The 22,591-nt window shown below is 47.2% G+C and carries 25 protein-coding genes; 11 read left to right on the top strand and 14 right to left on the bottom strand.

Annotated elements, in window-relative coordinates; genetic code table 11:
* Positions 1 to 82: 82 nt before the first annotated feature.
* The 4 genes from gpsA to epmA all read right to left on the bottom strand — a co-directional run bounded on the left by gpsA (position 83) and on the right by epmA (position 3,458).
* Positions 83 to 1,117, bottom strand: a complete 1,035-nt coding sequence (gene gpsA / locus G7083_RS07500) for an NAD(P)H-dependent glycerol-3-phosphate dehydrogenase (RefSeq protein ID WP_166014219.1) — start codon at positions 1,115 to 1,117, stop codon at positions 83 to 85.
* A gap of 173 nt (positions 1,118 to 1,290) precedes the next feature.
* Positions 1,291 to 1,755, bottom strand: a complete 465-nt coding sequence (secB, locus tag G7083_RS07495) for a protein-export chaperone SecB (RefSeq protein WP_166014218.1) — start codon at positions 1,753 to 1,755, stop codon at positions 1,291 to 1,293.
* Between the two features lie 165 nt (positions 1,756 to 1,920).
* On the bottom strand, positions 1,921 to 2,355 hold the full coding sequence (locus G7083_RS07490) for a rhodanese-like domain-containing protein (RefSeq protein ID WP_166014217.1): 435 nt from the start codon (positions 2,353 to 2,355) through the stop codon (positions 1,921 to 1,923).
* A gap of 128 nt (positions 2,356 to 2,483) precedes the next feature.
* Positions 2,484 to 3,458 carry an elongation factor P--(R)-beta-lysine ligase gene (gene epmA, locus G7083_RS07485; protein WP_166014216.1) on the bottom strand — a complete coding sequence of 325 codons (975 nt, stop codon included), beginning with the start codon at positions 3,456 to 3,458 and terminating at the stop codon, positions 2,484 to 2,486.
* Positions 3,459 to 3,760: 302 nt separating this feature from the next.
* On the opposite strand from epmA, the gene frdA reads away from it, so the two are divergent.
* Genes frdA through frdD form a run of 4 tightly spaced genes read left to right on the top strand, consistent with a single transcriptional unit; the run spans position 3,761 to position 7,091 of the window.
* Complete coding sequence (gene frdA, locus G7083_RS07480; protein ID WP_166014215.1) at positions 3,761 to 5,560, top strand: fumarate reductase (quinol) flavoprotein subunit; 1,800 nt, start codon at positions 3,761 to 3,763, stop codon at positions 5,558 to 5,560.
* A gap of 13 nt (positions 5,561 to 5,573) precedes the next feature.
* Entirely contained in the window at positions 5,574 to 6,332 is a 759-nt protein-coding gene (locus G7083_RS07475; protein WP_166014214.1) for a succinate dehydrogenase/fumarate reductase iron-sulfur subunit, read from the top strand.
* A gap of 2 nt (positions 6,333 to 6,334) precedes the next feature.
* Positions 6,335 to 6,718 (top strand): fumarate reductase subunit FrdC, encoded by a 384-nt coding sequence (gene frdC / locus G7083_RS07470; RefSeq protein ID WP_166014213.1) that lies wholly within the window; start codon positions 6,335 to 6,337, stop codon positions 6,716 to 6,718.
* A gap of 10 nt (positions 6,719 to 6,728) precedes the next feature.
* Complete coding sequence (gene frdD, locus G7083_RS07465; protein WP_166014212.1) at positions 6,729 to 7,091, top strand: fumarate reductase subunit FrdD; 363 nt, start codon at positions 6,729 to 6,731, stop codon at positions 7,089 to 7,091.
* Between the two features lie 175 nt (positions 7,092 to 7,266).
* Here frdD and efp read toward each other — a convergent pair whose 3' ends face one another.
* Complete coding sequence (gene efp, locus G7083_RS07460; protein WP_166014211.1) at positions 7,267 to 7,833, bottom strand: elongation factor P; 567 nt, start codon at positions 7,831 to 7,833, stop codon at positions 7,267 to 7,269.
* Between the two features lie 32 nt (positions 7,834 to 7,865).
* Between efp and epmB the strand changes: the two genes are divergently transcribed.
* Positions 7,866 to 8,888, top strand: coding sequence for an EF-P beta-lysylation protein EpmB (epmB, locus tag G7083_RS07455; RefSeq protein WP_166014210.1), 1,023 nt, complete (start codon positions 7,866 to 7,868; stop codon positions 8,886 to 8,888).
* Positions 8,889 to 8,943: 55 nt separating this feature from the next.
* On the opposite strand, the gene G7083_RS07450 is transcribed toward epmB, so the two are convergent.
* The 3 genes from G7083_RS07450 to G7083_RS07440 form a co-directional block, all read right to left on the bottom strand.
* On the bottom strand, positions 8,944 to 9,504 hold the full coding sequence (locus G7083_RS07450; protein ID WP_166014209.1) for a phaC PHA synthase: 561 nt from the start codon (positions 9,502 to 9,504) through the stop codon (positions 8,944 to 8,946).
* A 219-nt stretch (positions 9,505 to 9,723) separates the two neighbouring features.
* Positions 9,724 to 11,358: a chaperonin GroEL gene (gene groL, locus G7083_RS07445; protein ID WP_166014208.1), complete on the bottom strand. Its 1,635-nt coding sequence runs from the start codon at positions 11,356 to 11,358 to the stop codon at positions 9,724 to 9,726.
* A gap of 54 nt (positions 11,359 to 11,412) precedes the next feature.
* Positions 11,413 to 11,703: a co-chaperone GroES gene (locus G7083_RS07440; RefSeq protein WP_166014207.1), complete on the bottom strand. Its 291-nt coding sequence runs from the start codon at positions 11,701 to 11,703 to the stop codon at positions 11,413 to 11,415.
* A gap of 377 nt (positions 11,704 to 12,080) precedes the next feature.
* Here G7083_RS07440 and G7083_RS07435 point away from each other — a divergent pair, with 377 nt between their 5' ends.
* Complete coding sequence (locus tag G7083_RS07435) at positions 12,081 to 12,698, top strand: metalloregulator ArsR/SmtB family transcription factor (protein ID WP_166014206.1); 618 nt, start codon at positions 12,081 to 12,083, stop codon at positions 12,696 to 12,698.
* A 120-nt stretch (positions 12,699 to 12,818) separates the two neighbouring features.
* The gene (locus G7083_RS07430; RefSeq protein ID WP_166014205.1) at positions 12,819 to 13,181 is read left to right on the top strand and encodes a DUF3135 domain-containing protein; all 363 of its coding nucleotides are present in this window, start codon (positions 12,819 to 12,821) and stop codon (positions 13,179 to 13,181) included.
* Here the strand turns inward: G7083_RS07430 and G7083_RS07425 are convergent.
* The gene (locus tag G7083_RS07425; protein WP_166015012.1) at positions 13,178 to 13,603 is read right to left on the bottom strand and encodes a DUF805 domain-containing protein; all 426 of its coding nucleotides are present in this window, start codon (positions 13,601 to 13,603) and stop codon (positions 13,178 to 13,180) included. The two genes, G7083_RS07430 and G7083_RS07425, sit on opposite strands and share 4 nt — an antisense overlap.
* Positions 13,604 to 13,652: 49 nt before the next feature.
* Entirely contained in the window at positions 13,653 to 14,003 is a 351-nt protein-coding gene (locus G7083_RS07420) for a 5-carboxymethyl-2-hydroxymuconate Delta-isomerase (protein ID WP_166014204.1), read from the bottom strand.
* A gap of 242 nt (positions 14,004 to 14,245) precedes the next feature.
* Here G7083_RS07420 and tpiA point away from each other — a divergent pair, with 242 nt between their 5' ends.
* The gene (gene tpiA, locus G7083_RS07415; protein WP_166014203.1) at positions 14,246 to 15,019 is read left to right on the top strand and encodes a triose-phosphate isomerase; all 774 of its coding nucleotides are present in this window, start codon (positions 14,246 to 14,248) and stop codon (positions 15,017 to 15,019) included.
* 173 nt (positions 15,020 to 15,192) lie between these two features.
* Positions 15,193 to 16,539 (top strand): MATE family efflux transporter, encoded by a 1,347-nt coding sequence (locus tag G7083_RS07410; protein WP_166014202.1) that lies wholly within the window; start codon positions 15,193 to 15,195, stop codon positions 16,537 to 16,539.
* A gap of 84 nt (positions 16,540 to 16,623) precedes the next feature.
* On the opposite strand, the gene rraA is transcribed toward G7083_RS07410, so the two are convergent.
* From rraA to hslV, 4 genes are all read right to left on the bottom strand, one after another.
* On the bottom strand, positions 16,624 to 17,136 hold the full coding sequence (gene rraA, locus G7083_RS07405; protein ID WP_166014201.1) for a ribonuclease E activity regulator RraA: 513 nt from the start codon (positions 17,134 to 17,136) through the stop codon (positions 16,624 to 16,626).
* 74 nt (positions 17,137 to 17,210) lie between these two features.
* Positions 17,211 to 18,128, bottom strand: a complete 918-nt coding sequence (locus G7083_RS07400) for a 1,4-dihydroxy-2-naphthoate polyprenyltransferase (protein WP_166014200.1) — start codon at positions 18,126 to 18,128, stop codon at positions 17,211 to 17,213.
* Between the two features lie 89 nt (positions 18,129 to 18,217).
* Positions 18,218 to 19,549, bottom strand: a complete 1,332-nt coding sequence (gene hslU / locus G7083_RS07395) for an HslU--HslV peptidase ATPase subunit (RefSeq protein ID WP_166014199.1) — start codon at positions 19,547 to 19,549, stop codon at positions 18,218 to 18,220.
* A 16-nt stretch (positions 19,550 to 19,565) separates the two neighbouring features.
* Positions 19,566 to 20,144, bottom strand: a complete 579-nt coding sequence (gene hslV / locus G7083_RS07390) for an ATP-dependent protease subunit HslV (protein WP_166014198.1) — start codon at positions 20,142 to 20,144, stop codon at positions 19,566 to 19,568.
* A gap of 219 nt (positions 20,145 to 20,363) precedes the next feature.
* Between hslV and G7083_RS07385 the strand changes: the two genes are divergently transcribed.
* Both G7083_RS07385 and G7083_RS07380 read left to right on the top strand, forming a co-directional pair.
* Positions 20,364 to 21,260 (top strand): hypothetical protein, encoded by an 897-nt coding sequence (locus G7083_RS07385; RefSeq protein WP_166014197.1) that lies wholly within the window; start codon positions 20,364 to 20,366, stop codon positions 21,258 to 21,260.
* 179 nt (positions 21,261 to 21,439) lie between these two features.
* Entirely contained in the window at positions 21,440 to 22,462 is a 1,023-nt protein-coding gene (locus tag G7083_RS07380) for a hypothetical protein (RefSeq protein ID WP_166014196.1), read from the top strand.
* Positions 22,463 to 22,591: the final 129 nt, after the last annotated feature.

Below are 22,591 nucleotides of genomic sequence, written 5' to 3'. Positions count from 1 at the left end.
CAAGAGAAGGCGCGAGCTCGCCATCTAATCGATATTATCTCGTCCGTTGGATTTACCCTGCTGTTTAGCAACAAATGAGAGCTTAGCGCTCCATCTTCTTATCACGGGCCAGCAAGTCCTGAGCCGCCTGTCGCGCATCTTTACCTTGATACAATACTTGATAAATTTGTTCAACAATTGGCATCTCAACGCCCATGCGTTTCGCCAGTATCCACACTTCTTTGGTGTTGCGATAGCCTTCGACTACCTGACCGATATCGCTTTGCGCGCTATCGACATCTTTCCCCTGCCCTAGCGCCAAACCAAAACGGCGGTTACGTGATTGATTGTCGGTACAGGTCAGCACTAAATCGCCAAGTCCCGCCATGCCCATAAAGGTTTCCGGTTTGGCCCCCAGTGCCACACCTAAACGGGTCATTTCGGCCAAACCACGCGTGATCAGCGCAGTACGCGCATTGGCACCAAAGCCAATTCCATCGGACATTCCCGCCCCAATCGCAATCACATTTTTCACGGCACCACCCAGTTGCATACCGATAAAATCACTATTGGCATAAACACGGCACGTTTTGCTACAGTGGATTTTCTCTTGCAGATCAACCACAAATTGTGGATCTGGCGAGGCAACTGAAATGGCCGTCGGCATCCCCATCGCCAACTCTTTGGCAAACGTTGGCCCAGACAACACCGCCAATGGATAGCTATCGCCAATCACATCGTGCGCAACCTCTTGCAATAAGCGTCCGGTTTCTGGCTCTAACCCTTTGGTAGCCCAACAAATCCGGCTATCAGCACGCAAATATGGCTTTAAGCTGTTTAGCACCAGACCAAATACATGGCTTGGCACCACCACCAATAGATCACGACACGCTTGCACCGCTTTCTGTAAATCGGTTTCCACAATCAATGAATCAGGAAACGCAATATCGGGTAAAAATTCGTGATTGGCCCGCTCGGCGGCCAAACGAGCCATATGCTCGACTTCATGTCCCCATAGGACAATATTCGCTCCATTACGGGCCAGTGAAATCGCCAGCGAAGTACCGTAAGATCCGGCACCAATCACCGTCATTTCAATCGGTTTCCCGTAGCCATTATGGTTATGTGTCTCGCTCATTATTGCGCCTATCGATAACGAAGTTGGGCTCTATTCTATACTTAAAGTCGGCAAAATTGCAGAGTCAGCATGAACACTGCACTGATTAAGCCACAATTCAGTCGCTAGAATAAAAAAATGCACATCGCAACCGCGCTGTGCATTTCATCAAAGTAAAGTGACAACCGCCTAACTTAAGCGTTAGCGGGTGTTGCACCTTCAGCTTGCTGCTGCAGATAGTTCATGAACAGCGCATCAAAGTTAACTGGCGCTAAGTTCAATTGTGGGAAAGTCCCCTTCACCACTAAGCTTGAAATCGTTTCACGTGCATATGGGAATAGGATGTTCGGGCAGAAAGCGCCTAAACAATGTGCCAATTGGCCCGCTTCCATCTGCTCAGCACCAAAAATACCCGCTTGTTGTACTTCACACAGGAAGGCGGTTTCTTCGGCATTTTTCACCGTAACGGTCAAACGCAAAACCACTTCATAAACCCCTTGGCCCAGTTCGCGGCTTTGTGTGTCGAGATCCAGTTTCACATCTGGACTCCACTCTTTTTGGAACATCACTGGTGAGTTTGGCGCTTCAAAAGAGACATCTTTCAGATAGATACGTTGAATAGCAAACTGTTGTTGCTGGGCTTGTGCTGCTTCAGCCATGATTTCATCCTTAATTCAGATAATTCGATTCAAAAGTCAAGATGTCCTGAGACTAACTGAGAGTGCGAATGATCACTAGGTGACTAAACCATTACGTGGGCAATATCACAACTCTCATCATCAAGCGCTGACATTTTCGCCAGCCCTGACCTCTTACCCTGCTATTTAGCGTTTACCACGCACTAAAGGCAGGTTTGCTTCATTCCAAGTAATCAAGCCATTTTTAAGAAGATTGACCTTCTCAAAGCCAGCCTGAGTCAGCAGTTGAGCGCTTTCACGCGCGGTCTGACCGGTTTTGCATACCACGATAATGGGGCTTGATTTATGGCTTTCAAGTGCCGCCAAGTTTCCAGCCTTAATCTCAGAGGGCAAAATGTGCAGCGCATCGGTAATGTGTCCTTGTTTGAACTCATCTTTACTGCGGATATCCAGCACAATGCCGTTTTCACGGTTAATTAAGTGCGTCGCTTGGCTCGCGGTCACTTCTTGGTAAGCGGCGGTGGCTGATTTATAAATGCTGACGATTAACGCCACCAAAATACCAATCCAAGCCAGTGAAAGGATCATATTTTGCTGAAAAAACTCAATGTACTCTTGCATATCCTGTGCTCTTGCAATGGGGTTCAAATCAGATGAGGAGTATAACGAGGTTGGCTGCGAGACGCGAGCGCTTACCTCGTTAAAACTGGGGTGAAACCAGCGACCAATGTGGCAAACTGAGAAACGGATCAGGCACGAGGAAATGGAAAGGCGGTGACGTTGTCGATATGATCCTCATCTAACGCCAACATGATCAGGCGATCAATCCCCAATGCCACGCCAGCACAGGCCGGCAAACCCGCCTCTAATGCCGCAATTAAGTGGTAGTCAATCGGCTGCGCGGGCAAGCCCATCTCACTGCGCTTAACATTATCCGCTTCAAAACGAGCCAGTTGTTCAGCCGCATTATCCAATTCATGAAATCCATTAGCTAATTCAATGCCTTTAAAATAGACTTCGAAGCGATCGGCCACTCGCCCATCCAACGGGTTGATCTTAGCTAATGCCGCTTGTGAGGCAGGAAAGTCATACACAAAAACCGACGCGGTTTGACCAATCTTCGGCTCAATGCCGATGCTAAACAACAGCTGCAATAAGGTGTCACGATCTTGCTCTGGCTCAGCGATATCACTTAAACCCAGCGTTGCCGCCACTCGTTTTAAATCCGCCATGCTTGCCGCAAGTGGACATACGCCCAGTATCGTTAAAAAGGCTTGTTGGTAAGTGATCCGCTCTGCACTTGTACCACCTAATACTAAGCGCAGTAAATCGTCCATTTCATCCATTAAATCATGATGATCAAAACCGACGCGATACCATTCCAGCATAGTAAATTCTGGGTTGTGGTAACGACCATTTTCTTCATTACGAAACGCCTTACCAAGCTGGTAAATACAACCACTGCCTGCCGCCAACAAACGTTTCATATGAAATTCAGGACTGGTCATCAAGTGCAGCCGACCTCCCTGTGCATAACCAGGCCCAACAAACTCGGTTTGAAACGTCTGGAGGTGAACATCGGTCACCGTCGCATGACTCATGGCAGGCGTTTCCACTTCCAATACGTCACGCTCGGCAAAAAATTTACGGATCTGGCGCAGCAAAGCCGCACGCTGTTTTAATTGGCGGATCGAGGCACTCGGCATCCAGTCAGCAGTGGTCATAACATCACTTAGTAAGTCAACACAGAGCAGGAATTGTACTTGCTCAGAATCAAAATCCAAACCCAATTGTGACGCCAGTCACATACAATGCAATTAATAGACTTAAGTTGGTAATTCCGCAGCAAAAACCTAGCGGAATCAATTTTTAAATTGCCAAGCTATTTTACACTATCACTACCACTTAATAGGTGGGGTAGAGCGTGATGGAAACGATAAGAAATCGCATTTGCATCCTCTCTCACTATTCCAGGCACTGGGCCTAACTTAGTCCATAAATAAAATAATCACACTGGAGGATAACTGTGCAAATTATCACCACAGATATCGCGGTCATCGGCGCTGGCGGCGCTGGTCTTCGTACTGCTATTGCAGCGGCTGAAGCAAACCCTAACTTAGAAGTCGCACTGATTTCTAAAGTTTACCCGATGCGTTCTCACACCGTCGCGGCCGAAGGGGGCTCCGCAGCAGTTATCAAGGATGAAGATAGTTTAGATAATCACTTCAACGATACCGTTGGCGGTGGTGACTGGCTATGTGAACAGGATGTTGTTGAATACTTTGTTGCCAATGCAACCCGCGAAATGGTGCAAATGGAACAATGGGGTTGTCCTTGGAGCCGTAAAGACAATGGTGAAGTCAACGTCCGTCGTTTTGGCGGTATGAAAGTTGAGCGCACTTGGTTTGCGGCCGATAAAACCGGCTTCCACATGCTACACACCCTATTCCAAACTTCAATGAAGTACCCACAAATCAAACGATTCGATGAGTACTTTGTCGTGGATTTATTGGTGGATGAAGGTCAAGTCCAAGGTTTGATCGCGATTCATATGTCGGAAGGCGAACTGGTTCTGATCAAAGCTAAATCGGTGGTATTAGCCACCGGCGGCGCAGGACGTGTTTACCACTGCAATACCAATGGCGGCATCGTAACAGGTGACGGCATGGCAATGGCGTATCGCCATGGTATCCCACTACGTGATATGGAATTTGTCCAGTATCACCCAACCGGTCTGCCAGGTACCGGCATCCTGATGACCGAAGGTTGTCGTGGTGAAGGTGGTATCATTGTTAACAAAAATGGCTACCGCTACCTGCAAGACTACGGTATGGGACCAGAAACCCCAGTGGGTCAGCCAAAGAATAAATACATGGAACTGGGTCCGCGTGACAAAGTTTCCCAAGCTTTCTGGCATGAGCAGCAAAAAGGCAACACCATCAAACACCCGCTTGGTGATGTGGTGATGCTTGATCTACGCCACTTAGGCGAAGAATATCTGCAAGAGCGTCTGCCATTTATCTGTGAACTGGCAAAAGCGTACGTTAACGTTGACCCAGCCAAAGAGCCTATTCCAATTCGCCCAACCGTGCACTACACCATGGGTGGTATTGAAACCAATGGTGAATGTGAAACGCGTATTAAAGGCCTGTTTGCCGTCGGTGAATGTGCTTCAGTGGGTCTACACGGTGCCAACCGCTTAGGTTCTAACTCGCTAGCCGAATTCGTGGTCTTTGGCCGCGTTGCCGGTGAAAAAGCAGTCGAGCGTGCCGCTGAGTTTAAAGGCTGGAACGAAGCTGCAATCGCGACTCAAGTTAAAGCGGTGGAAGATCGTATCGCTGCGCTGATGCAACAAGAAGGCGATGAAAACTGGGCGACCATCCGTACCGAAATGGGTCACACCATGGAAGCCGGTTGTGGTATCTATCGCCAAGAAGATCTGATGCAACAAACCATCGACAAACTGGCTGAGCTGCAAGAGCGTTATAAGCGCATCAGCATCAAAGACAAAGGCAAAGTGTTCAACACTGACCTGCTGTACGCGATTGAAGTCGGTTATGGTCTGGATGTGGCACAGGCGATGGCTCACTCAGCGATCCTGCGTAAAGAGTCGCGTGGTGCGCATCAACGTCTTGACGAAAATTGTACTGAGCGTGATGACGTGCAATTCCTCAAGCATTCACTGGCATTCTATCAAGCCGGTCAAACACCGAAAATTGATTACAGTCCAGTGAAAATCACCAAATCGCAGCCAAAAGCGCGTCTATATGGTGAAGCGGCAGAGAAAGCAGCGGCAGCAGAAGCGGCAGCAGCTGAAAAAGCGTAGAGGAGCAAAAATAATGTCAGCACAACGAATTCAAAAAGTGGACATTCTGCGCTACGACCCAGCAACAGACGCAGAACCCAAGATGCAACGTTTCGAAGTACCGTTTGATGAAACTATGTCAGTACTCGATGCGATTGGCTATGTGAAAGATCATCTCGATAAAGATCTTTCTTACCGCTGGTCATGCCGCATGGCGATCTGTGGATCGTGTGGCATCATGGTCAACGGCGTGCCAAAACTGGCGTGTAAGAGCTTCTTACGCGACTATCCAGAAGGTGTGAAAATTGAGCCTCTGGCCAACTTCCCGATTGAAAAAGATCTGATCGTCGATATGACGCCGTTTATCGAGCGTCTTGAAGCGATCAAACCTTACATCATCGGCAATGACCGTAAGCCAGAAGATGGTACCAACCTGCAAACACCAGAGCAAATGGCGAAGTACAAACAGTTCGCTGGTTGTATCAACTGTGGTTTGTGTTACGCAGCTTGTCCGCAATTCGGTCTCAATCCTGAGTTTTTAGGCCCAGCGGCACTTACCTTAGCCCATCGCTACAACCTCGATAGCCGTGACAACGGTAAAGCTGAGCGTATGAAGCTTATCAACGGTGATAATGGCGCTTGGGGCTGTACCTTCGTCGGTTACTGCTCAGAAGTGTGTCCAAAACACGTTGATCCAGCATCTGCGGTTAACCAAGGTAAAGTGGAGTCATCATTAGACTTCGTGATTGCAATGTTGAACCCAGACGGTTCACCGAAGAAAGTGGAGGCTTAAGGATGAGTAACCGTAAACCTTATGTGCGTGAGATGAAGCGGACTTGGTGGAAAGATCATCCTTTCTACCGCTTCTATATGGTACGTGAAGCGACCATCCTACCACTGATCCTATTTACCTTGTTCCTAACCTTTGGTTTAGGATCGCTGGTTAAAGGCCCAGAAGCTTGGCAAGCATGGTTAGATTTCATGGCCAATCCAATTGTCATTGCGATCAACATCTTAGCATTAGTCGCCAGCTTATTTCATGCGCAAACCTTCTTTAGCATGATGCCACAAGTGGTACCTATTCGCTTAGGTGGCAAACTGGTCGATAAAAAAATCATTGTGCTAGCACAGTGGGCCGCTGTGGCGTTTATCTCATTGATCGTGCTTATTGTGGTGTAAGGAGCTTATTGTGATTAATACCAACCCAAAACGTTCAGACGAACCAGTATGGTGGGGCCTGTTTGGTGCAGGTGGCACTTGGTTTGCCATGATCACCCCAATCACGATTCTGGTACTAGCAATCCTAGCACCACTCGGTGTGTTGGATGCAGAAGCGCTGAGCTATGAGCGTGTCACTAGTTTTGCCACTAGCATTATTGGTGCACTATTCATTATCGGTACCTTAGCGCTGCCAATGTGGCATGCTATGCACCGTGTTCATCACGGCATGCATGACCTGAAATTTCACACTGGTGTGGCGGGTAAAATCGCTTGCTACGGCTTTGCCAGCCTTATCAGTATCTTGGCGGTTGTGTTTATCTTTATGATCTAACCCTCGGTGATCAACAATCGATTAGCGGGCCTCAATTGAGGTCCGCTTTTTTATCGACAGCAGCATGAAGCGCCACCAGTCCGATGATCCACCACGTGCAGCCAACAAAACGCAGCAAACACAGCCCATAAAAAAACCAACCTTACGGTTGGCTTAATAGTTGGGGCGAAATCTATTACTTCACACGGCCAACGTATTCTGCTGAACGCGTGTCAACTTTGATCACTTCGCCAATCTGTACGAAGAGAGGTACACGAACTACCGCACCAGTAGAGAGCGTCGCTGGTTTACCACCTGTACCTTGCGTATCACCTTTCACACCAGGATCGGTTTCGGTCACTTCTAACTCAACGAAGTTCGGTGGCGTCACTGCGATTGGGTTACCATTCCACAGCGTCAACATACAGGTATTGTTTTCTACCAACCATTTCGCATTATCGCCCACGGCTTTAACATCCGCAGCCAACTGTTCGAAGGTGGTGTTATTCATAAAGTGGTAGAATTCGCCATCGTTGTACAGGTAATCCAGATCGATATCGATAACATCAGCCACTTCAGCGGTATCACCCGATTTGAATGTTTTTTCCAAAACTTTACCAGTAAGCAGCTTACGGATTCTCACGCGGTTGAATGCTTGACCTTTACCTGGTTTTACATACTCGTTTTCGAGAATGACACAAGGCTCGTTATCAAGCATAATTTTGAGACCGCCTTTAAACTCATTCGTGCTAACAGTAGCCATTTTTTCCTCTTACTATCTTCGAGTTAAAATCAATGCCGCACATCATAACCCGAAAAGTCGTTTCTGTTGAGCAAAACTGGCTGCAACAATTGGCAAACGCGATCTCCGATCCGCTGCAACTACTGCAGCAACTGGAGATAGATCCAACACCATGGCAAGCCGGATTGGCGGCACGCCAACTGTTTGCGCAGCGCGTACCACAAAGTTTTGTCGCACGTATGCAAAAAGGCAATCCGGCCGATCCTCTGTTACGGCAAGTTTTACCGCTGAGTGCAGAGTTTGAGACCCATCCCGGCTACTCCCATGATCCACTGGATGAACAAAATAACACGCTTCCCGGTTTGCTGCACAAGTACCAAAATCGCTGCTTGTTGATTGTCAAAGGTGGCTGTGCCATCAACTGTCGCTACTGCTTCCGTCGCCATTTTCCATATCAAGATCACCAAGGTAATAAGAAAATTTGGCAGCGCAGCCTTGACTACATTGCCGAGCATGGTGAGCTCAATGAAGTGATTTTGTCTGGTGGCGATCCTTTGATGGCCAAAGATCAAGAACTGGCTTGGCTGATCGAACGCATTGCGGCTATTCCGCATATCAAACGGCTGCGTATTCACTCGCGCTTACCAGTGGTGATCCCAGCCCGCATCACGGATGAGTTGGTGGCGTTATTGGCGCACACTCGCTTGCAAGTACTGTTGGTGACTCACATCAACCACGCCAATGAAATCAATCTCGAGCTCAGACAGCAACTGGCTCGCTTACGTGCGGTGAATGTGACGTTACTGAACCAAAGTGTGCTACTTAAAGCGGTGAATGACACGGTTGAGGCGCAAGTCGCGCTCAGTGAAGCCTTGTTCGATACGGGTATTTTGCCGTATTACTTGCATGTACTGGATAAAGTACAAGGAGCGGCACACTTTTACGTCAGTGATGATGACGCGCGCAAGATTATGGCCGGTTTGATCGAACAGGTTTCTGGATATCTAGTGCCCAAACTCACCCGAGAAGTCGGTGGCAGGCCAAGCAAAACCCCACTCGATTTGCAGCTTGAATGAATACAGCGCTGCCTAGGCAACGCTGTAGCTTCAAATGAGAAGGAGATTTATCGCATTACTTAGCAAAGTTAATGATTGGGAAGCACTTGAAGAAACCGTTATCAGCACAGTTGATCAAGCCAATCTGCACCCCTTCAATTTTGTCGGTTTTGTTGAACAGGCCAAACTGTACTGTCGAAGTACTTGAGAAATTAGCCGCACCGAGATCAACCAACGTATTACCTTGTGAGTAGTTCACAAAGCTCAAGTTTGCCCCATGCACATCATTGGTCAAGTTAACCAAGCCGAGGTTAGCACCGTAAGTATGGCCCGTATTCCAGTTAAGCAGACCGAGCGATGCGCCAGTCATCTCTTGGTTCACTTTGCTGGCACCAAACAAGAAGCCAAAGTTTACACCAGTGGTTTTGTTGGTTTCCGACAGACCAAGAATGGAAAAATCCACCCCTTTCACTTCCGCCACTTTACCATGCAGCGCTGAAACGCGTAGACCTGCCACTTGGTTGGCATCAGGCGTGTTGAAATTATTGATCGAAGAAAACATCACCGGCGTCGCTGCCAATGCAGCAGGAGCAGCCAGCGCAGCAGTCAGAGCCATCAAAGCAAACGGCTTATTCATAAAAATAACCTCTAAATCAAAATAAATACGGGAAAACTCAGCAATCTTAGCCACAAGCGTGGCGAGAATTTGTGCACATTCTCTCAGTTTTTCGGTTCCAGCGATGCATTACCCTAGCATCTTTTTTCGATCAACTGAGCGGATCTGCTTCGCTGAGTGGGCTGTCGCGATAAAAAACCGGAGACTAAGCTCCGGTTTATCAACGAGTAAGATCAGGGATTACATCATTCCCATGCCACCCATGCCGCCCATATCAGGCATTGCAGGGGTATCTTTCTTCGGCAGTTCGGTGATCATCGCTTCGGTAGTGATCATCAAACCGGCAACCGAGGCCGCGAATTGCAGCGCTGAACGAGTAACTTTGGTTGGATCCAAAATACCCATTTCAATCATATCGCCATATACACCCGTCGCCGCGTTGTAACCGTAGTTACCTTCGCCAGCACGAACATTGTTAGCCACCACTGACTCTTCGTCACCAGCGTTTTTCACGATTTGGCGCAGTGGGGCTTCCATTGCACGTAGTGCAACACGGATCCCGACATTTTGCTCTTCGTTATCGCCCTGCAGCTCCGTCAGCTTAGATGCGGCACGGATCAGGGCTACACCGCCACCCGCAACCACGCCTTCTTCTACCGCGGCACGTGTCGCGTGCAGCGCATCTTCAACGCGATCTTTCTTCTCTTTCATTTCCACTTCAGTCGCTGCGCCAACTTTGATCACCGCTACGCCGCCAGCCAATTTAGCCACACGCTCTTGCAGTTTCTCTTTGTCGTAGTCAGAAGTCGCTTCTTCGATTTGTTGACGGATCTGCGCAACACGACTTTGGATCGCCGCTTGATCGCCAGCACCATCAATGATGGTTGAGTTTTCTTTGGTGATTGAGACACGCTTCGCTTGGCCCAAATCTTCCAAAGTCACTTTTTCCAGCTCTAAGCCAATCTCTTCTGAGATCACCACACCGCCAGTCAAAATCGCGATATCTTGCAGCATCGCTTTACGGCGATCACCAAAACCAGGCGCTTTAACTGCCGCCACTTTCACGATGCCACGCATGTTGTTCACTACCAAAGTAGCCAACGCTTCGCCTTCAACATCTTCCGCCACGATCAGCAGTGGACGCGATGCTTTCGCTACCCCTTCCAGAGCCGGTAACAGTTCACGGATGTTAGAAATTTTCTTATCCACCAACAGGATAAATGGACTGTCTAGCTCTACGCTGCCCGCTTCTTGATTGTTGATGAAGTAAGGTGACAGGTAACCACGGTCAAACTGCATGCCTTCTACCACATCCAGCTCATCTTGCAGACCTTGGCCTTCTTCAACCGTGATCACACCATCGCGGCCCACTTTTTCCATCGCTTCCGCAATGATGTTGCCCACGCTAGTGTCTGAGTTAGCAGAAATCGTACCCACTTGAGCAATCGCTTTAGTATCTGCACAAGTCACTGACAGTGCTTTCAGCTCTTCAACTGCAGCAATCACCGCTTTGTCGATGCCGCGCTTAAGATCCATTGGGTTCATACCCGCTGCAACCGCCTTAAGACCTTCATTGACAATCGATTGAGCCAGTACCGTCGCCGTTGTGGTTCCGTCTCCCGCCGCATCATTCGCTTGTGAAGCGACTTCTTTAACCATTTGTGCGCCCATGTTCTGGAATTTATCTTCCAGTTCAATTTCACGCGCAACCGATACCCCGTCTTTAGTAATAACAGGGGCACCAAAAGATTTGTCTAGCACCACATTACGGCCTTTCGGACCTAAGGTGACTTTTACCGCATCAGCCAGAATATTTACGCCTTCCAGCATTTTTACACGAGCGTCATTACCAAAACGTACGTCTTTAGCAGCCATTTTTCATTTCCTTTCTAAATTCAGTTGTTGATTTTGGTTGGGATTCAGAATCAATTATTCAACGATTGCCAAAATGTCATGTTCAGACAAGATCAACACTTCTTTACCATCGATCTTCTCAGTTTTCGTAGCATAGCCTTCTGCAAAAATTACGGTATCGCCAACTTTCACATCTAAAGCTTGCACTGAACCGTTCTCCAGAACGCGGCCTTTACCAACAGCCAACACTTTACCGCGAGTTGATTTTTCCGCCGCAGAACCAGTTAGAACAATCCCACCAGCAGATTTTGATTCAACTTCTTGGCGTTCAACGATCACTCGGTCATGTAATGGACGAATATTCATCGGTCGTCTCTCCTGATTTAATTTTCCGTATGGTTGATAAAACGCTGATCATCAGCATATGTCACTTATGTGGGGTAGCTTGCTTAATATCCCAAGGGGCAAAGCATAAAAAAACGTGATTAAATTAACGTTTTTGTATAGTAATTCACCAAAACTGTCGTTGATGGTTGGCTTGGCTTGCTCCGCACGCCACCAAGCTCGACCCCATCAAACAGCGCTCAAATAGCGCCAATGCTGGCGGCAAAGCGGCAGCTTAAACCGCCGATAAATAGTAAATGGTTTGCTTTAGATAATAAGCATTCCATAATATGCGCGACGCCTAAACACAGCGACTAAGCAGAGATAGCCAGATCCGGTTAACGACAAGGATAAAAACAATGAAAACGGTTGAGCGCATTTTGCACACCATTAAACGTGAAGGCAGCGTCACCGCCAAACAATTAGCCGCCGATCTCGATATGACCACCATGGGCGCGCGCCAACATCTGCAAAGCTTAGAGCAGGCTGGAGTACTGTGCTTTGATGATGTAAAAGTCAAAGTCGGCCGCCCCACTCGTCACTGGCGTTTGACCGCTAAAGGGCACTATCAATTTGCCGATCGGCATGGCGAACTGACGATTCAGGTGCTTGATGCCGTTGAGCATCTTTTCGGGGCACAAGGGGTGGCGAAAGTCGCGCAGCAGCGTGAAGCGCAGACTTTCGCAGCCTATCACAGCGCCTTAGCTGGCTATCATGAGTTAGCCGATAAACTTGCAGCGCTGGTTGCTCTGCGCGAACAAGAAGGCTACATGGCCGAATTACAGCCGGTTGCAGATGGATTTGTGTTGATTGAAAATCACTGTCCGATTTGCAAGGCCGCTACTCGCTGCCCAAACCTCTGCCAATCCGAGTTGAATGTATTTCGTCGCCTACTGGGTGAGGCTTATCAAATCGACCGCCAAGAGCATATTGTCGCCGGCCAACGGCGCTGCAGTTATTGGATCCGACTACGCTAACGGTTCTCCCCTCACATCTCATTTATAAGACAATTGCCATTTGTCGCGTCCAGCCCGTTAAAAATTGCTTACGCTGTTAGTGTTGCAGAAAGCTCTGCTTAGCCTCATAAGGAGCGACTTATGTCCCGCTCACCACAACAGCCACTATCAGCTCGCCATACATTGCCGCCTTTTGATGAGCTGGTGGCACTCGCCAAAAATCATCCTGATGCTTTTGAACAGGTCAAAAAAGAGCTGTGCGAAGAGATGATTTTGTCTGCTTCGCGGGTGATGCAACAAAGATTATGGGCACAACAGAGTCACATAGAGCGCATGATCAGTCGCGGGAAAAATCCCGATCATATCAATGTGCTATTGATGCGTGAATTGTGCACGCAGATGGCCAAATTTAGAGATGCGCTTGAGGGGGATCTCCATCAAGAGCGCTGCGCTCAACTGATTGCTTTTCCGACAACATCGGCGCGTGATAATGGTCAGTACTAACTGACCACGCTGCCAAATCGATTCTCGTACTCTGATCCTGCCAAAAAACCACACTCAACCAAAATCCAAGCGCCGCACAACAGAGCGGCCAGTGAAATCAGTGTTCCAGGCATACCAGGTTCAGCATTGATCGCTAACTCGCCAGTCGGGATGGTCATACGTCCAATCACCAACGGTAGGTTAAGTAACAGCCACCAACTCGATTTATCACGATCATGCCAACGCTTAGCGGTAATTGCTAAATCCGGCACTAATACCAGTAATAAAAAAACCGGCAAAATTAAGTGGGCAATATTGGGCAACCATTGATTGGCCAGCACGGCAAACAGAGCGATCATGGCGTAGTAGCATACATTCCATAGCCAATAGGTCCGACGCCCGACTCGACCTTGAAAAGAGAGTAACAGTGTTTGTAACGATATGGTTTGTAAAGACAGTGTTTGTAACGACATGATTTTAACCTCAGTGATCTTATTGATTGATCACTTTTTGAAAACAGTCCGCATCCATTTCGCGGAGATTGATGGTTAAGCTTCGGATATTACTAGCTTTATCTTGCAAAATAGCCATCAAATCATCGGCTAAAGCACGTTTTTGCTGCACGCTGCGTCCACTGAGTAGCTCAAAGCTAAGGTGAATAAAATCAACACTATCCCCCTCATCGCCGATTAACCAATGATGGCAGCGCACGGCGCGTGACTTTACCGCCGCTGTGTTAAATAACCCGGAATGGATCGCGGCTTGATGTAAATCCTCCAGCAATCCTTGCACATTGATCCGTTCATCAACTGAACTTGAATACTCCATGACCAAATTCGGCATTAGCGGCTCCTTAGTTGCGATGGTAAAAATGCTCAGCTTGTCAGGCTCACCATAGTAATAACAAGTTCAAGCCCAAAAACCGAGTTGATCAGCGACAATCTGTCACTCAGATCACTGCTTTCCTCAATCTGCGAGCGGATTTGATCCCAGAAAGTCATGATGCGAGTCATGATCTGGCGAATTTATTCTGCTATAGTCCTGCGAGTTTATTTTTTACATTGATGAGATATGGAGATATTGCTATGCGTCGTCCTGTAGTGATGGGTAACTGGAAACTGAATGGCAGCAAAGCTATGGTCACTGACCTGTTAAACGGCTTGAATGCAGAACTTGAAGGTGTGGTAGGTGTAGATGTTGCCGTTGCGCCACCAGCGATGTACTTGGATCTGGCTGAGCGCCTGATCAAACAAGGCGGTAATAAACTGATCTTGGGTGCACAAAACACGGATACTCATAACAACGGTGCTTACACTGGTGATATGTCGCCAGCGATGCTGAAAGATTTCGGTGCTTCACACATCATTATCGGCCACTCTGAGCGTCGTGATTACCACCAAGAGTCTGACCAATTCGTGGCGCAAAAATTTGCGTTCCTGAAAGAAAATGGTCTGACGCCAGTGTTCTGTATCGGTGAAACCGAAGCACAAAACGAAGCGGGCGAAACTGAAGCAGTATGTGCTCGCCAAATCAATGCCGTGATCGATGCGTGTGGCGTGGAAGCGCTGAACGGTGCGATCATCGCTTACGAACCAATCTGGGCTATCGGTACTGGTAAAGCAGCGACCGCTGATGATGCACAGCGCATCCACGCATCAATCCGCGCGCTGATCGCGGCGAAAGATGCAGCCGTGGCTGAGCAAGTGATCATTCAATACGGCGGTAGCGTAAAACCTGAAAACGCAGCCGCTTACTTCGCACAACCAGACATCGATGGTGCTCTCGTTGGCGGTGCAGCGCTAGATGCGAAAGGCTTTGCCGCGATCGCTAAAGCGGCAGCAGAAGCGAAAAAAGCGTAATTAACCGCTTAGCTCGCATGCTTCAAGGCCAGCGCTTGCTGGCCTTGTTGTTTTTCAACGCACACACTGTTTAAGCTTGGGGCACTTCAAGTCACCCACCCACTCCCCCTGCGCTAGGCGCGGTTTTTAACTTCAGGTATGCTAACCACCTGTTCCCCTCGCGCGCCCATAGTATGCAAGATAAATACGGTCTGCTTTCCGCTCCGATTGCTCACGTTTTACGGCAAATGACTGTGCCGCTGGTGTTTGGCTTAGTGGCGGTCTTGATGTTTAACTTGGTCGACACGTTTTTTATCTCCCTGCTCGGCACTCAAGCTTTGGCGGCGATCAGCTACACGTTCCCAGTCACCTTTGCGGTCAACTGTATCACGATGGGCATTGGGGTTGGCTTGGCAACCAGCATCGGCCGTTTACTCGGCCAAGGTAACAGTCAATTGGCCGCCCGAGTTGCCAGCCATGGATTGCTGCTCGCATTACTGCTGATCATTTGCGCCAGCACACTGGGCTTACTGACACTCAATCCGCTGTTTTTACTGCTGGGAGCCAGTCGTGATCTGCTGCCGCTGATCGCTCAATATATGCAGGTATGGTATCTCACCATTCCGCTGCTTGTGCTACCGATGGCCGGTAACAGCGTGATCCGCGCAACGGGCGATACCAAAACTCCGGCGAAAATTATGCTACTGGCCGGTGCAATTAACGGTGTGCTCGATCCACTGCTAATTTTTGGCTATGGCCCATTCCCCGCGCTCGGCATACAAGGCGCAGCGATTGCCAGCGCTTGGTCTTGGCTTGGCGCTTTGTTAGGCTCACTCTATTTATTGATCAAACGTGATAAATTGTTAGCGATGCCCTCATGGTCACAACTTGCGCACGACTGGCGCCAGATCCTCAAGATTGGAACTCCGGCAACCCTATCGACAGCAATGAATCCGCTAGCGGGAGCACTGCTGATGATGATGCTGTCAAGCCACGGTACCAGCGCAGTGGCAGCCTATGGTGCTGCGCTACGAATTGAATCGATATTAATCTTGGTGTTGATGTCACTCACCTCGGCGTTAACCTCCTTCATGGCGCAAAATTTCGGCGCAAAAAATCCAGCCCGTAGCTTTGCTGGGCTGTTTATTAGCCTGCGCTTCGCACTGCTATTTCAGTTGATGGTGTTTATTATGATGGTGCCGCTCAGCGTTCCGCTAGCCGCGCTGTTTTCTCAAGAGCCGGTGGTGCGCGATCTGCTATGGCATTATCTGCTGGTGGTGCCGATCAGCTACGGTTTTCAAGGCGTGGTGATGATGTTGATTTCCGCGCTCAATGCGTTGCATCAACCCTTACAGGCATTTCAATGGAGCTTTATGCGGCTGTTTGTTTTTACTCTGCCGGCGGCTTGGATTGGTAGTGTTTACTATCACACTGAAGGACTTTTTATCGGTATTGCGCTGGGAAACGTACTGGGTGGACTGTTAGCTTATCTCTATGCATTAAGATTGCGTCATCAAAACCTTATGTCCGATTTAGGGTGAGCCAGTGAATACCAAATAGGACATAAATAAAAAAGCCGATGCCCACCACATCGGCTGTTTCATGCTTAGAGGGAGTGAGTTCGCTTACACCAACTCATCATCCTCTTCACTTAAATCGCTGCTGAGCGGCTGCTGTGAAATGATGATGCCGGTATTGTCAGCATACAAATAATCTTCCGGCAGGAAAGTCACCCCGCCAAAGTTAACTGGAATATCCACTTCACCGATCCCTTGTGCGTTAGCACCAACAGGAATCGCTGCGATGGCTTGAATGCCAATATTCATCTCTTCCAGCTCATCCACTTCGCGGACACTGCCATACACCACAATGCCTTCCCACTCATTTTCTTCCGCTAAGGCTGCCAGCTCGGCATCAATCAATGCACGACGCAGCGAACCACCACCATCGATCAGCAAAATACGCCCTAGCCCATCTTGCTCCAGTGTTTCACGGATCAAGCCACTATCTTCGTAGCATTTAATCGTGGTGATTTGACCGGCAAAAGAAGCGCTGCCACCAAAATTACTGAACATTGGCTCTACGACATCGACTTGGTCGAGATAGATATCACATAGCGCAGAAGTATTGTATTCCATAGCTTGGTTCTCTTAGCGAAAGTCTTCCAACGAGTATATAGAGTGATAGGGTCATTGCAATGCCAGAGTGCAAATTAACTGCTCAGAGTTTGGGCAATGATCACTCCGACAAACAAAAGGTTGGTGATCACTGAGGTTTTGACAATCACAGGCATCATCGGTGCAATTTGGGCTGGCTGTTCGGTAAACCACACCTCACGACCATGGCGCGTCACTAATGATAAACAGAGTAAAAATGGCAAACTGATCCACAGTGGTTTGTCTTGTAGCACTAAATAACCAGCAAATGCCACCACCGCACCAAACAACAACGCAAAATGGTAGTGCTTAGCACGCACTTGGCCTAAACGCACCGCAACGGTACGCTTACCGCATAACGCATCATTTTCAATATCACGCATATTGTTGATATTGAGCACCGCCACCGCTAATAAACCACAGCCCAATGATGGCAGCAGTAAACTCCATTCAACAACGCCAGTGTGCAAGAAAAAGCTACCCGAAACGCCAAGCAGACCAAAAAACAGAAACACCGATAAATCGCCAAGCCCAACATAACCATAAGGCCGCTGACCAACGGTATAGGCAATCGCAGCCAAAATAGCCAACACGCCAAGGCCAATAAAGATCAAAATATTTTGCAGATTATCGAAGGCATATAGCACTAGAGCCAAACCAGAGAAAATGGTCAGCAGTACATTAATCGCCATCGCGCGCTGCATATCACGCAAGCTGACCGCACCCGATTGAATCGCGCGCATCGGCCCGAGCCGAGCGTGGTTATCGGTACCTTGTACCGCATCACCATAATCATTGGCTAAGTTCGATAAAATTTGCAGCAAGGTGGCGGTGAGCAGTGCTAACAGCCCGATCACCCCATCGAAATGTCCAGCCGAAAAAGCTAATGCGCTACCGGTTAGAATTGAGATCAGTGCCAGCGGCAAGGTTTTTGGACGCGCGGCATCCAACCAAATTTGCACAGAGTTATTCATGATAATGAGACGACAATCAACATGGGCAGAGTATACCCGCAAATCACCGCGATGAAAAAGCCCACCGCAATGCGATGGGCCATCAAGCATTACAGAATGAAGCGACTCAAATCTTCATCTTCCACTAGCGCTCCAAGACGCGCTTTCACATAGCAGGCATCAATCACCAAACTCTGGCCAGATTTTTCCGTAGCATCAAAAGAGATCTCATCCATCAAGCGTTCAAGCACGGTATGCAGACGACGCGCACCGATATTTTCGGTCGTCTCATTGACTCGCCAAGCCGCATCGGCAATCTGTTTGATGCCATCTTGGCTAAACTGAACATCGACTTGCTCGGTCTTCATCAGCGCAACATATTGCTCAGTGAGCGAGGCTTTCGGCTCAGTCAGAATACGTCTGAAATCGTCACTCGATAGCGCTTCAAGTTCAACCCGAATCGGCAAGCGACCTTGCAGCTCTGGGATCAAATCGGATGGCTTAGCCACTTGGAAAGCGCCAGAGGTAATAAACAGAATGTGATCGGTGCGCACCATACCATGCTTGGTGGATACGGTACTGCCTTCAATTAAAGGCAGCAGATCGCGCTGCACCCCTTCACGCGATACGTCTGGGCCTGACACTTCACCGCGTTTACAGATTTTGTCGATCTCATCAATAAACACGATGCCGTGGTTTTCTACGTTAAAAATCGCCTGCTCTTTCAACTCTTCTGGATTGACCAACTTGGCCGCTTCTTCCTCAACCAAGGCTTTCAACGCTTCTTTGATCTTCATTTTGCGCTTTTTCTTGGTATCACCCGCCAGATTTTGAAACAAACCCTGCAGCTGATTGGTCATCTCCTCCATGCCTGGAGGCGCCATGATCTCAACCCCCATTTGTGGCACTGCGACATTGATCTCAATCTCTTTGTCGTTCAGTTGCCCTTCACGCAGCTTTTTACGAAATACTTGGCGAGTGCTGGAGTTATCTTCTTTCTGCTCCGCTTGTCCCCACGCATCACGCGCTGGCGGCAACAACGCATCCAATACACGCTCTTCCGCCTGCTCTTCGGCGCGGAATTTCACTTTTTCCATCGCTTGTTGATGCGTCAATTTCACCGCAACATCGGTCAGATCGCGGATAATCGATTCCACTTCCTTACCCACATAACCCACTTCGGTAAATTTGGTCGCTTCCACTTTGATAAATGGCGCATTGGCCAGTTTAGCCAAGCGACGGGCAATTTCGGTTTTACCCACCCCAGTTGGGCCGATCATCAGAATATTTTTCGGGGTAACTTCAGCGCGCAAGCTCTCTTCAAGCTGCATACGACGCCAGCGGTTACGCAGCGCAATCGCCACGGCACGCTTCGCTTGATCTTGACCGATAATGTGGCGATTAAGCTCGCTGACTATTTCGCGGGGAGTCATTTCAGACATAATTCAAATCCTTCACTCAGCTTAATTGGGCGCTATCTTGCGGCGCTTGACCGTCTGGCAACATTGGCGAGGTCGCGTCGAGTTCTTCAATAGTGTGATGATGATTGGTAAACACACAGATGTCACCGGCGATATTGAGCGCCTTTTCGGCGATGGTGCGCGCATCCAACTCGGTGTTTTCTAATAGGGCAATCGCCGCCGCTTGCGCATAATTACCTCCAGAGCCAATCGCAATCAAATCGTGCTCAGGCTGCACCACATCACCATTACCGGTAATGATCAGCGATGCGCTTTCATCGGCGACCGCTAAAATCGCTTCTAAACGGCGTAATGCGCGATCGCTACGCCAATCTTTGGCCAGCTCGACCGCAGCTTTGGTCAGATGGCCTTGGTGCATCTGCAACTTGCTTTCAAAACGTTCAAACAGGGTAAAAGCATCGGCGGTTCCACCGGCAAATCCCGCTAGCACTTTGTTGTGGTAAAGGCGGCGAACCTTACGCGCATTGCCTTTCATCACGGTATTGCCTAGCGATACCTGCCCGTCACCAGCGATAACAACTTTATTATTTCGACGCACGGATACGATAGTAGTCACAAGCGGCCTCTTTATGTTCACATGACAATTAGTGGCTATATGTGGCTAGTGAGGGGTAATTTCAAGCGGCTGAACAAAATTCCATCTCTGCTTTTCATTTTTATTCACTGTCTTCATTTATCTCTCAGCAATAAAATCTTGTGGTCATAAACAAAAATATCTTACCCCTAACTTATTGATTGAGATGATGTTGCACTCAATATTTATTGGAAAATTATAATGAAAAAACAACTGCTTATTTTATCCGTTATCAGCCCATCTCCAGCACTAGCACAAATTACCGATTCATCACAATTGTACTTTGGCTCTAAACAACCCACTCAAAGTTGTGGGGTGCAAGGACGCCTAGCGACAGTGGCAGAGATTGAAGCACTTAAACTTAACGCAAACTTATGTAGCCATGTCGCATCACCATGGGCAATCTGGAAGGTTCAGGATGAAGATGGCACCCTCTGGTCATTCATGGGATACAACTATGCCTGTGAAACGAAAGCTGGATCGAATGAATGGAATGAGTCGGTATGTGTCATGGATGAGGCATTAGCCAATACCGCACAAATGTTTCCGCAAGCAAATTATCATGGCGCCTACCCTTGGGATGGCCGTGCCGCCATTTCTACCGTGGGTGATGAAGTTTCTAACACCAATATTCAGTCATTTAAATTAGGGAGCGATGTTCAACTTACTGCATTTTCCGATACCAACTACACTGGGCAAACAGAAACCTTTACTGAATCAGCCACAACAACACCATTCGAGATTAAATCCTATAAATTAAAGTTTATTGATAGCCCATACGAATACAGCTTTAGTTTTCAATCTTCAAAAGATTACAAGACTTGCCTTAAATTACAAACTAGCAGCGGCATCACGACAGAAATTTGTTCAGATTCAACCAATTCGGAATTAAGCCTAGGTAACACTCCGACACAAGGGCAAATCACTATTGCTGCTTATCTAAACTCATATGAAAACTCGACACCTACGCCATCTATTGGCCAAATCGTTTTAAGCGTCAATGATGAAAATCAAACCCTTTCTATTCAGCATGAAAGTCTTCCCGAAGGTTTACAGCTAAATTTGGATGATCGTAATATGGCATTTATTTATAATTAAAATCCATCAATAATAAATTAAATTAGGTATATACCTAAACAATTTGGAGTTGCAGGTAGGCGGCATGAGAATGAGTCCCCATGAGCATAGACAAACTATGTGGTTAGGGTAAGCTAAGGTAGCCAACACCACTGTAACTTCAAATAGGAAGGGAATATAAAAATCAGGAGATAATCATCTTGTCATTCATAAATTCAACATTTTTACGAACACACCTTAATCTAAACTTATCCTCTAATGAAATAAATAACTTAAGCAAAAAAAACACTTTAACAAATAAGGACATTTTTAGGTTAAATAAAACCTTAGATACATCAAATAATAAAATAAAAAATAAAACCGCAATGGAAATGTTATCAAAACATAATAAAACCATTGAGTTTCCTGATATGAAAAGAACCATGGAGGAAAAGTATAATGACGAAAGAAATCATAACTTTATAAATTCTTGGGACACTTCAAATTTCACATTAACAAGTTCTATATCGGATGAAATGGGAGTTAGAGGGCATAATTCCAAAAAAGAGTTTCAATTTATAGTTCACACTGCAAGTATAGAACAACTCATTAATAAAGATGGAATTTTTAGCCACAACGGTGAATCAGAATTAAATAACTGGGATGTTCTTTGCGCAAGCATTGTTAATGAAAAGAAAACTTTTACTTATGGCTCTATTGGTGTGATTTTAGATGTTCCAAAACAGAACATGTTAGCAGCAAGTCCAGATGATTTGATGTCTGAAACAAACATAGGGGCAACCCACCGGGTGGATTACCTAGTAAACATCTCGAATAAAGAAGATCAAGTTGAAAAATACAAACAAATGCCAAACCATGAAAGAACTGGATTATTAAAAAAAGAAATTTCCAGACATGCTAGACATAAAAATACACCATATGAAGTTTTGAAAAAAACCTATAACATGAGAAATGAGTTACTAATATGTACTCGCAGTGATGTAAATGTCCATAAAAATGAAGAATGCACTAAAAATATTAAAATTGCCGGGATATTTTTAAATGATTGTGACATTACCCCTGAACAAAAACATTTAGCTGAATTTACAGGCGATAAAATTTTATCAAAAGATGAAAAATATGAAATATTTATACAACATGCCAAACCGTTAGCAGAAAAGCTAGGCATACCAATCATTTATTTTAATGGTCAATCTGATACTGCAGAAAAAATCATTGACTAGTATTTTATAAGTTACATGTTCTTTTTTCACAAAAGAACAATCCACTTCATCTGACATTCCTCAAGCGATAAGAATTCTATTAATTTCTTATCGCTTAGTAGATAGCTGGAGTGTAACTATTCACCCACG

Origin of the sequence: Vibrio sp. HDW18, from assembly GCF_011306175.1 — a bacterium.
Lineage (GTDB): Bacteria > Pseudomonadota > Gammaproteobacteria > Enterobacterales > Vibrionaceae > Vibrio > Vibrio chanodichtyis.
The sequence above is the reverse complement of the archived record's forward strand: the minus strand, read 5'-3'. Positions and strand labels throughout refer to the sequence as shown.

Coding starts and splice junctions, on each gene's coding strand:
- G7083_RS07490 (WP_166014217.1), bottom strand. CDS start 2,355: ATGCAAGAGTACATTGAGTTTTTTCAGCAAAATATGATCCTTTCACTG.
- efp (WP_166014211.1), bottom strand. CDS start 7,833: ATGGCTACTGTTAGCACGAATGAGTTTAAAGGCGGTCTCAAAATTATG.
- gpsA (WP_166014219.1), bottom strand. CDS start 1,117: ATGAGCGAGACACATAACCATAATGGCTACGGGAAACCGATTGAAATG.
- G7083_RS07410 (WP_166014202.1), top strand. CDS start 15,193: ATGCAAGATAAATACGGTCTGCTTTCCGCTCCGATTGCTCACGTTTTA.
- secB (WP_166014218.1), bottom strand. CDS start 1,755: ATGGCTGAAGCAGCACAAGCCCAGCAACAACAGTTTGCTATTCAACGT.
- tpiA (WP_166014203.1), top strand. CDS start 14,246: ATGCGTCGTCCTGTAGTGATGGGTAACTGGAAACTGAATGGCAGCAAA.
- groL (WP_166014208.1), bottom strand. CDS start 11,358: ATGGCTGCTAAAGACGTACGTTTTGGTAATGACGCTCGTGTAAAAATG.
- G7083_RS07385 (WP_166014197.1), top strand. CDS start 20,364: ATGAAAAAACAACTGCTTATTTTATCCGTTATCAGCCCATCTCCAGCA.
- G7083_RS07400 (WP_166014200.1), bottom strand. CDS start 18,128: ATGAATAACTCTGTGCAAATTTGGTTGGATGCCGCGCGTCCAAAAACC.
- G7083_RS07435 (WP_166014206.1), top strand. CDS start 12,081: ATGAAAACGGTTGAGCGCATTTTGCACACCATTAAACGTGAAGGCAGC.
- epmB (WP_166014210.1), top strand. CDS start 7,866: ATGCCGCACATCATAACCCGAAAAGTCGTTTCTGTTGAGCAAAACTGG.
- G7083_RS07430 (WP_166014205.1), top strand. CDS start 12,819: ATGTCCCGCTCACCACAACAGCCACTATCAGCTCGCCATACATTGCCG.
- G7083_RS07475 (WP_166014214.1), top strand. CDS start 5,574: ATGTCAGCACAACGAATTCAAAAAGTGGACATTCTGCGCTACGACCCA.
- G7083_RS07440 (WP_166014207.1), bottom strand. CDS start 11,703: ATGAATATTCGTCCATTACATGACCGAGTGATCGTTGAACGCCAAGAA.
- epmA (WP_166014216.1), bottom strand. CDS start 3,458: ATGACCACTGCTGACTGGATGCCGAGTGCCTCGATCCGCCAATTAAAA.
- frdC (WP_166014213.1), top strand. CDS start 6,335: ATGAGTAACCGTAAACCTTATGTGCGTGAGATGAAGCGGACTTGGTGG.
- rraA (WP_166014201.1), bottom strand. CDS start 17,136: ATGGAATACAATACTTCTGCGCTATGTGATATCTATCTCGACCAAGTC.
- hslU (WP_166014199.1), bottom strand. CDS start 19,549: ATGTCTGAAATGACTCCCCGCGAAATAGTCAGCGAGCTTAATCGCCAC.
- G7083_RS07420 (WP_166014204.1), bottom strand. CDS start 14,003: ATGCCGAATTTGGTCATGGAGTATTCAAGTTCAGTTGATGAACGGATC.
- G7083_RS07450 (WP_166014209.1), bottom strand. CDS start 9,504: ATGAATAAGCCGTTTGCTTTGATGGCTCTGACTGCTGCGCTGGCTGCT.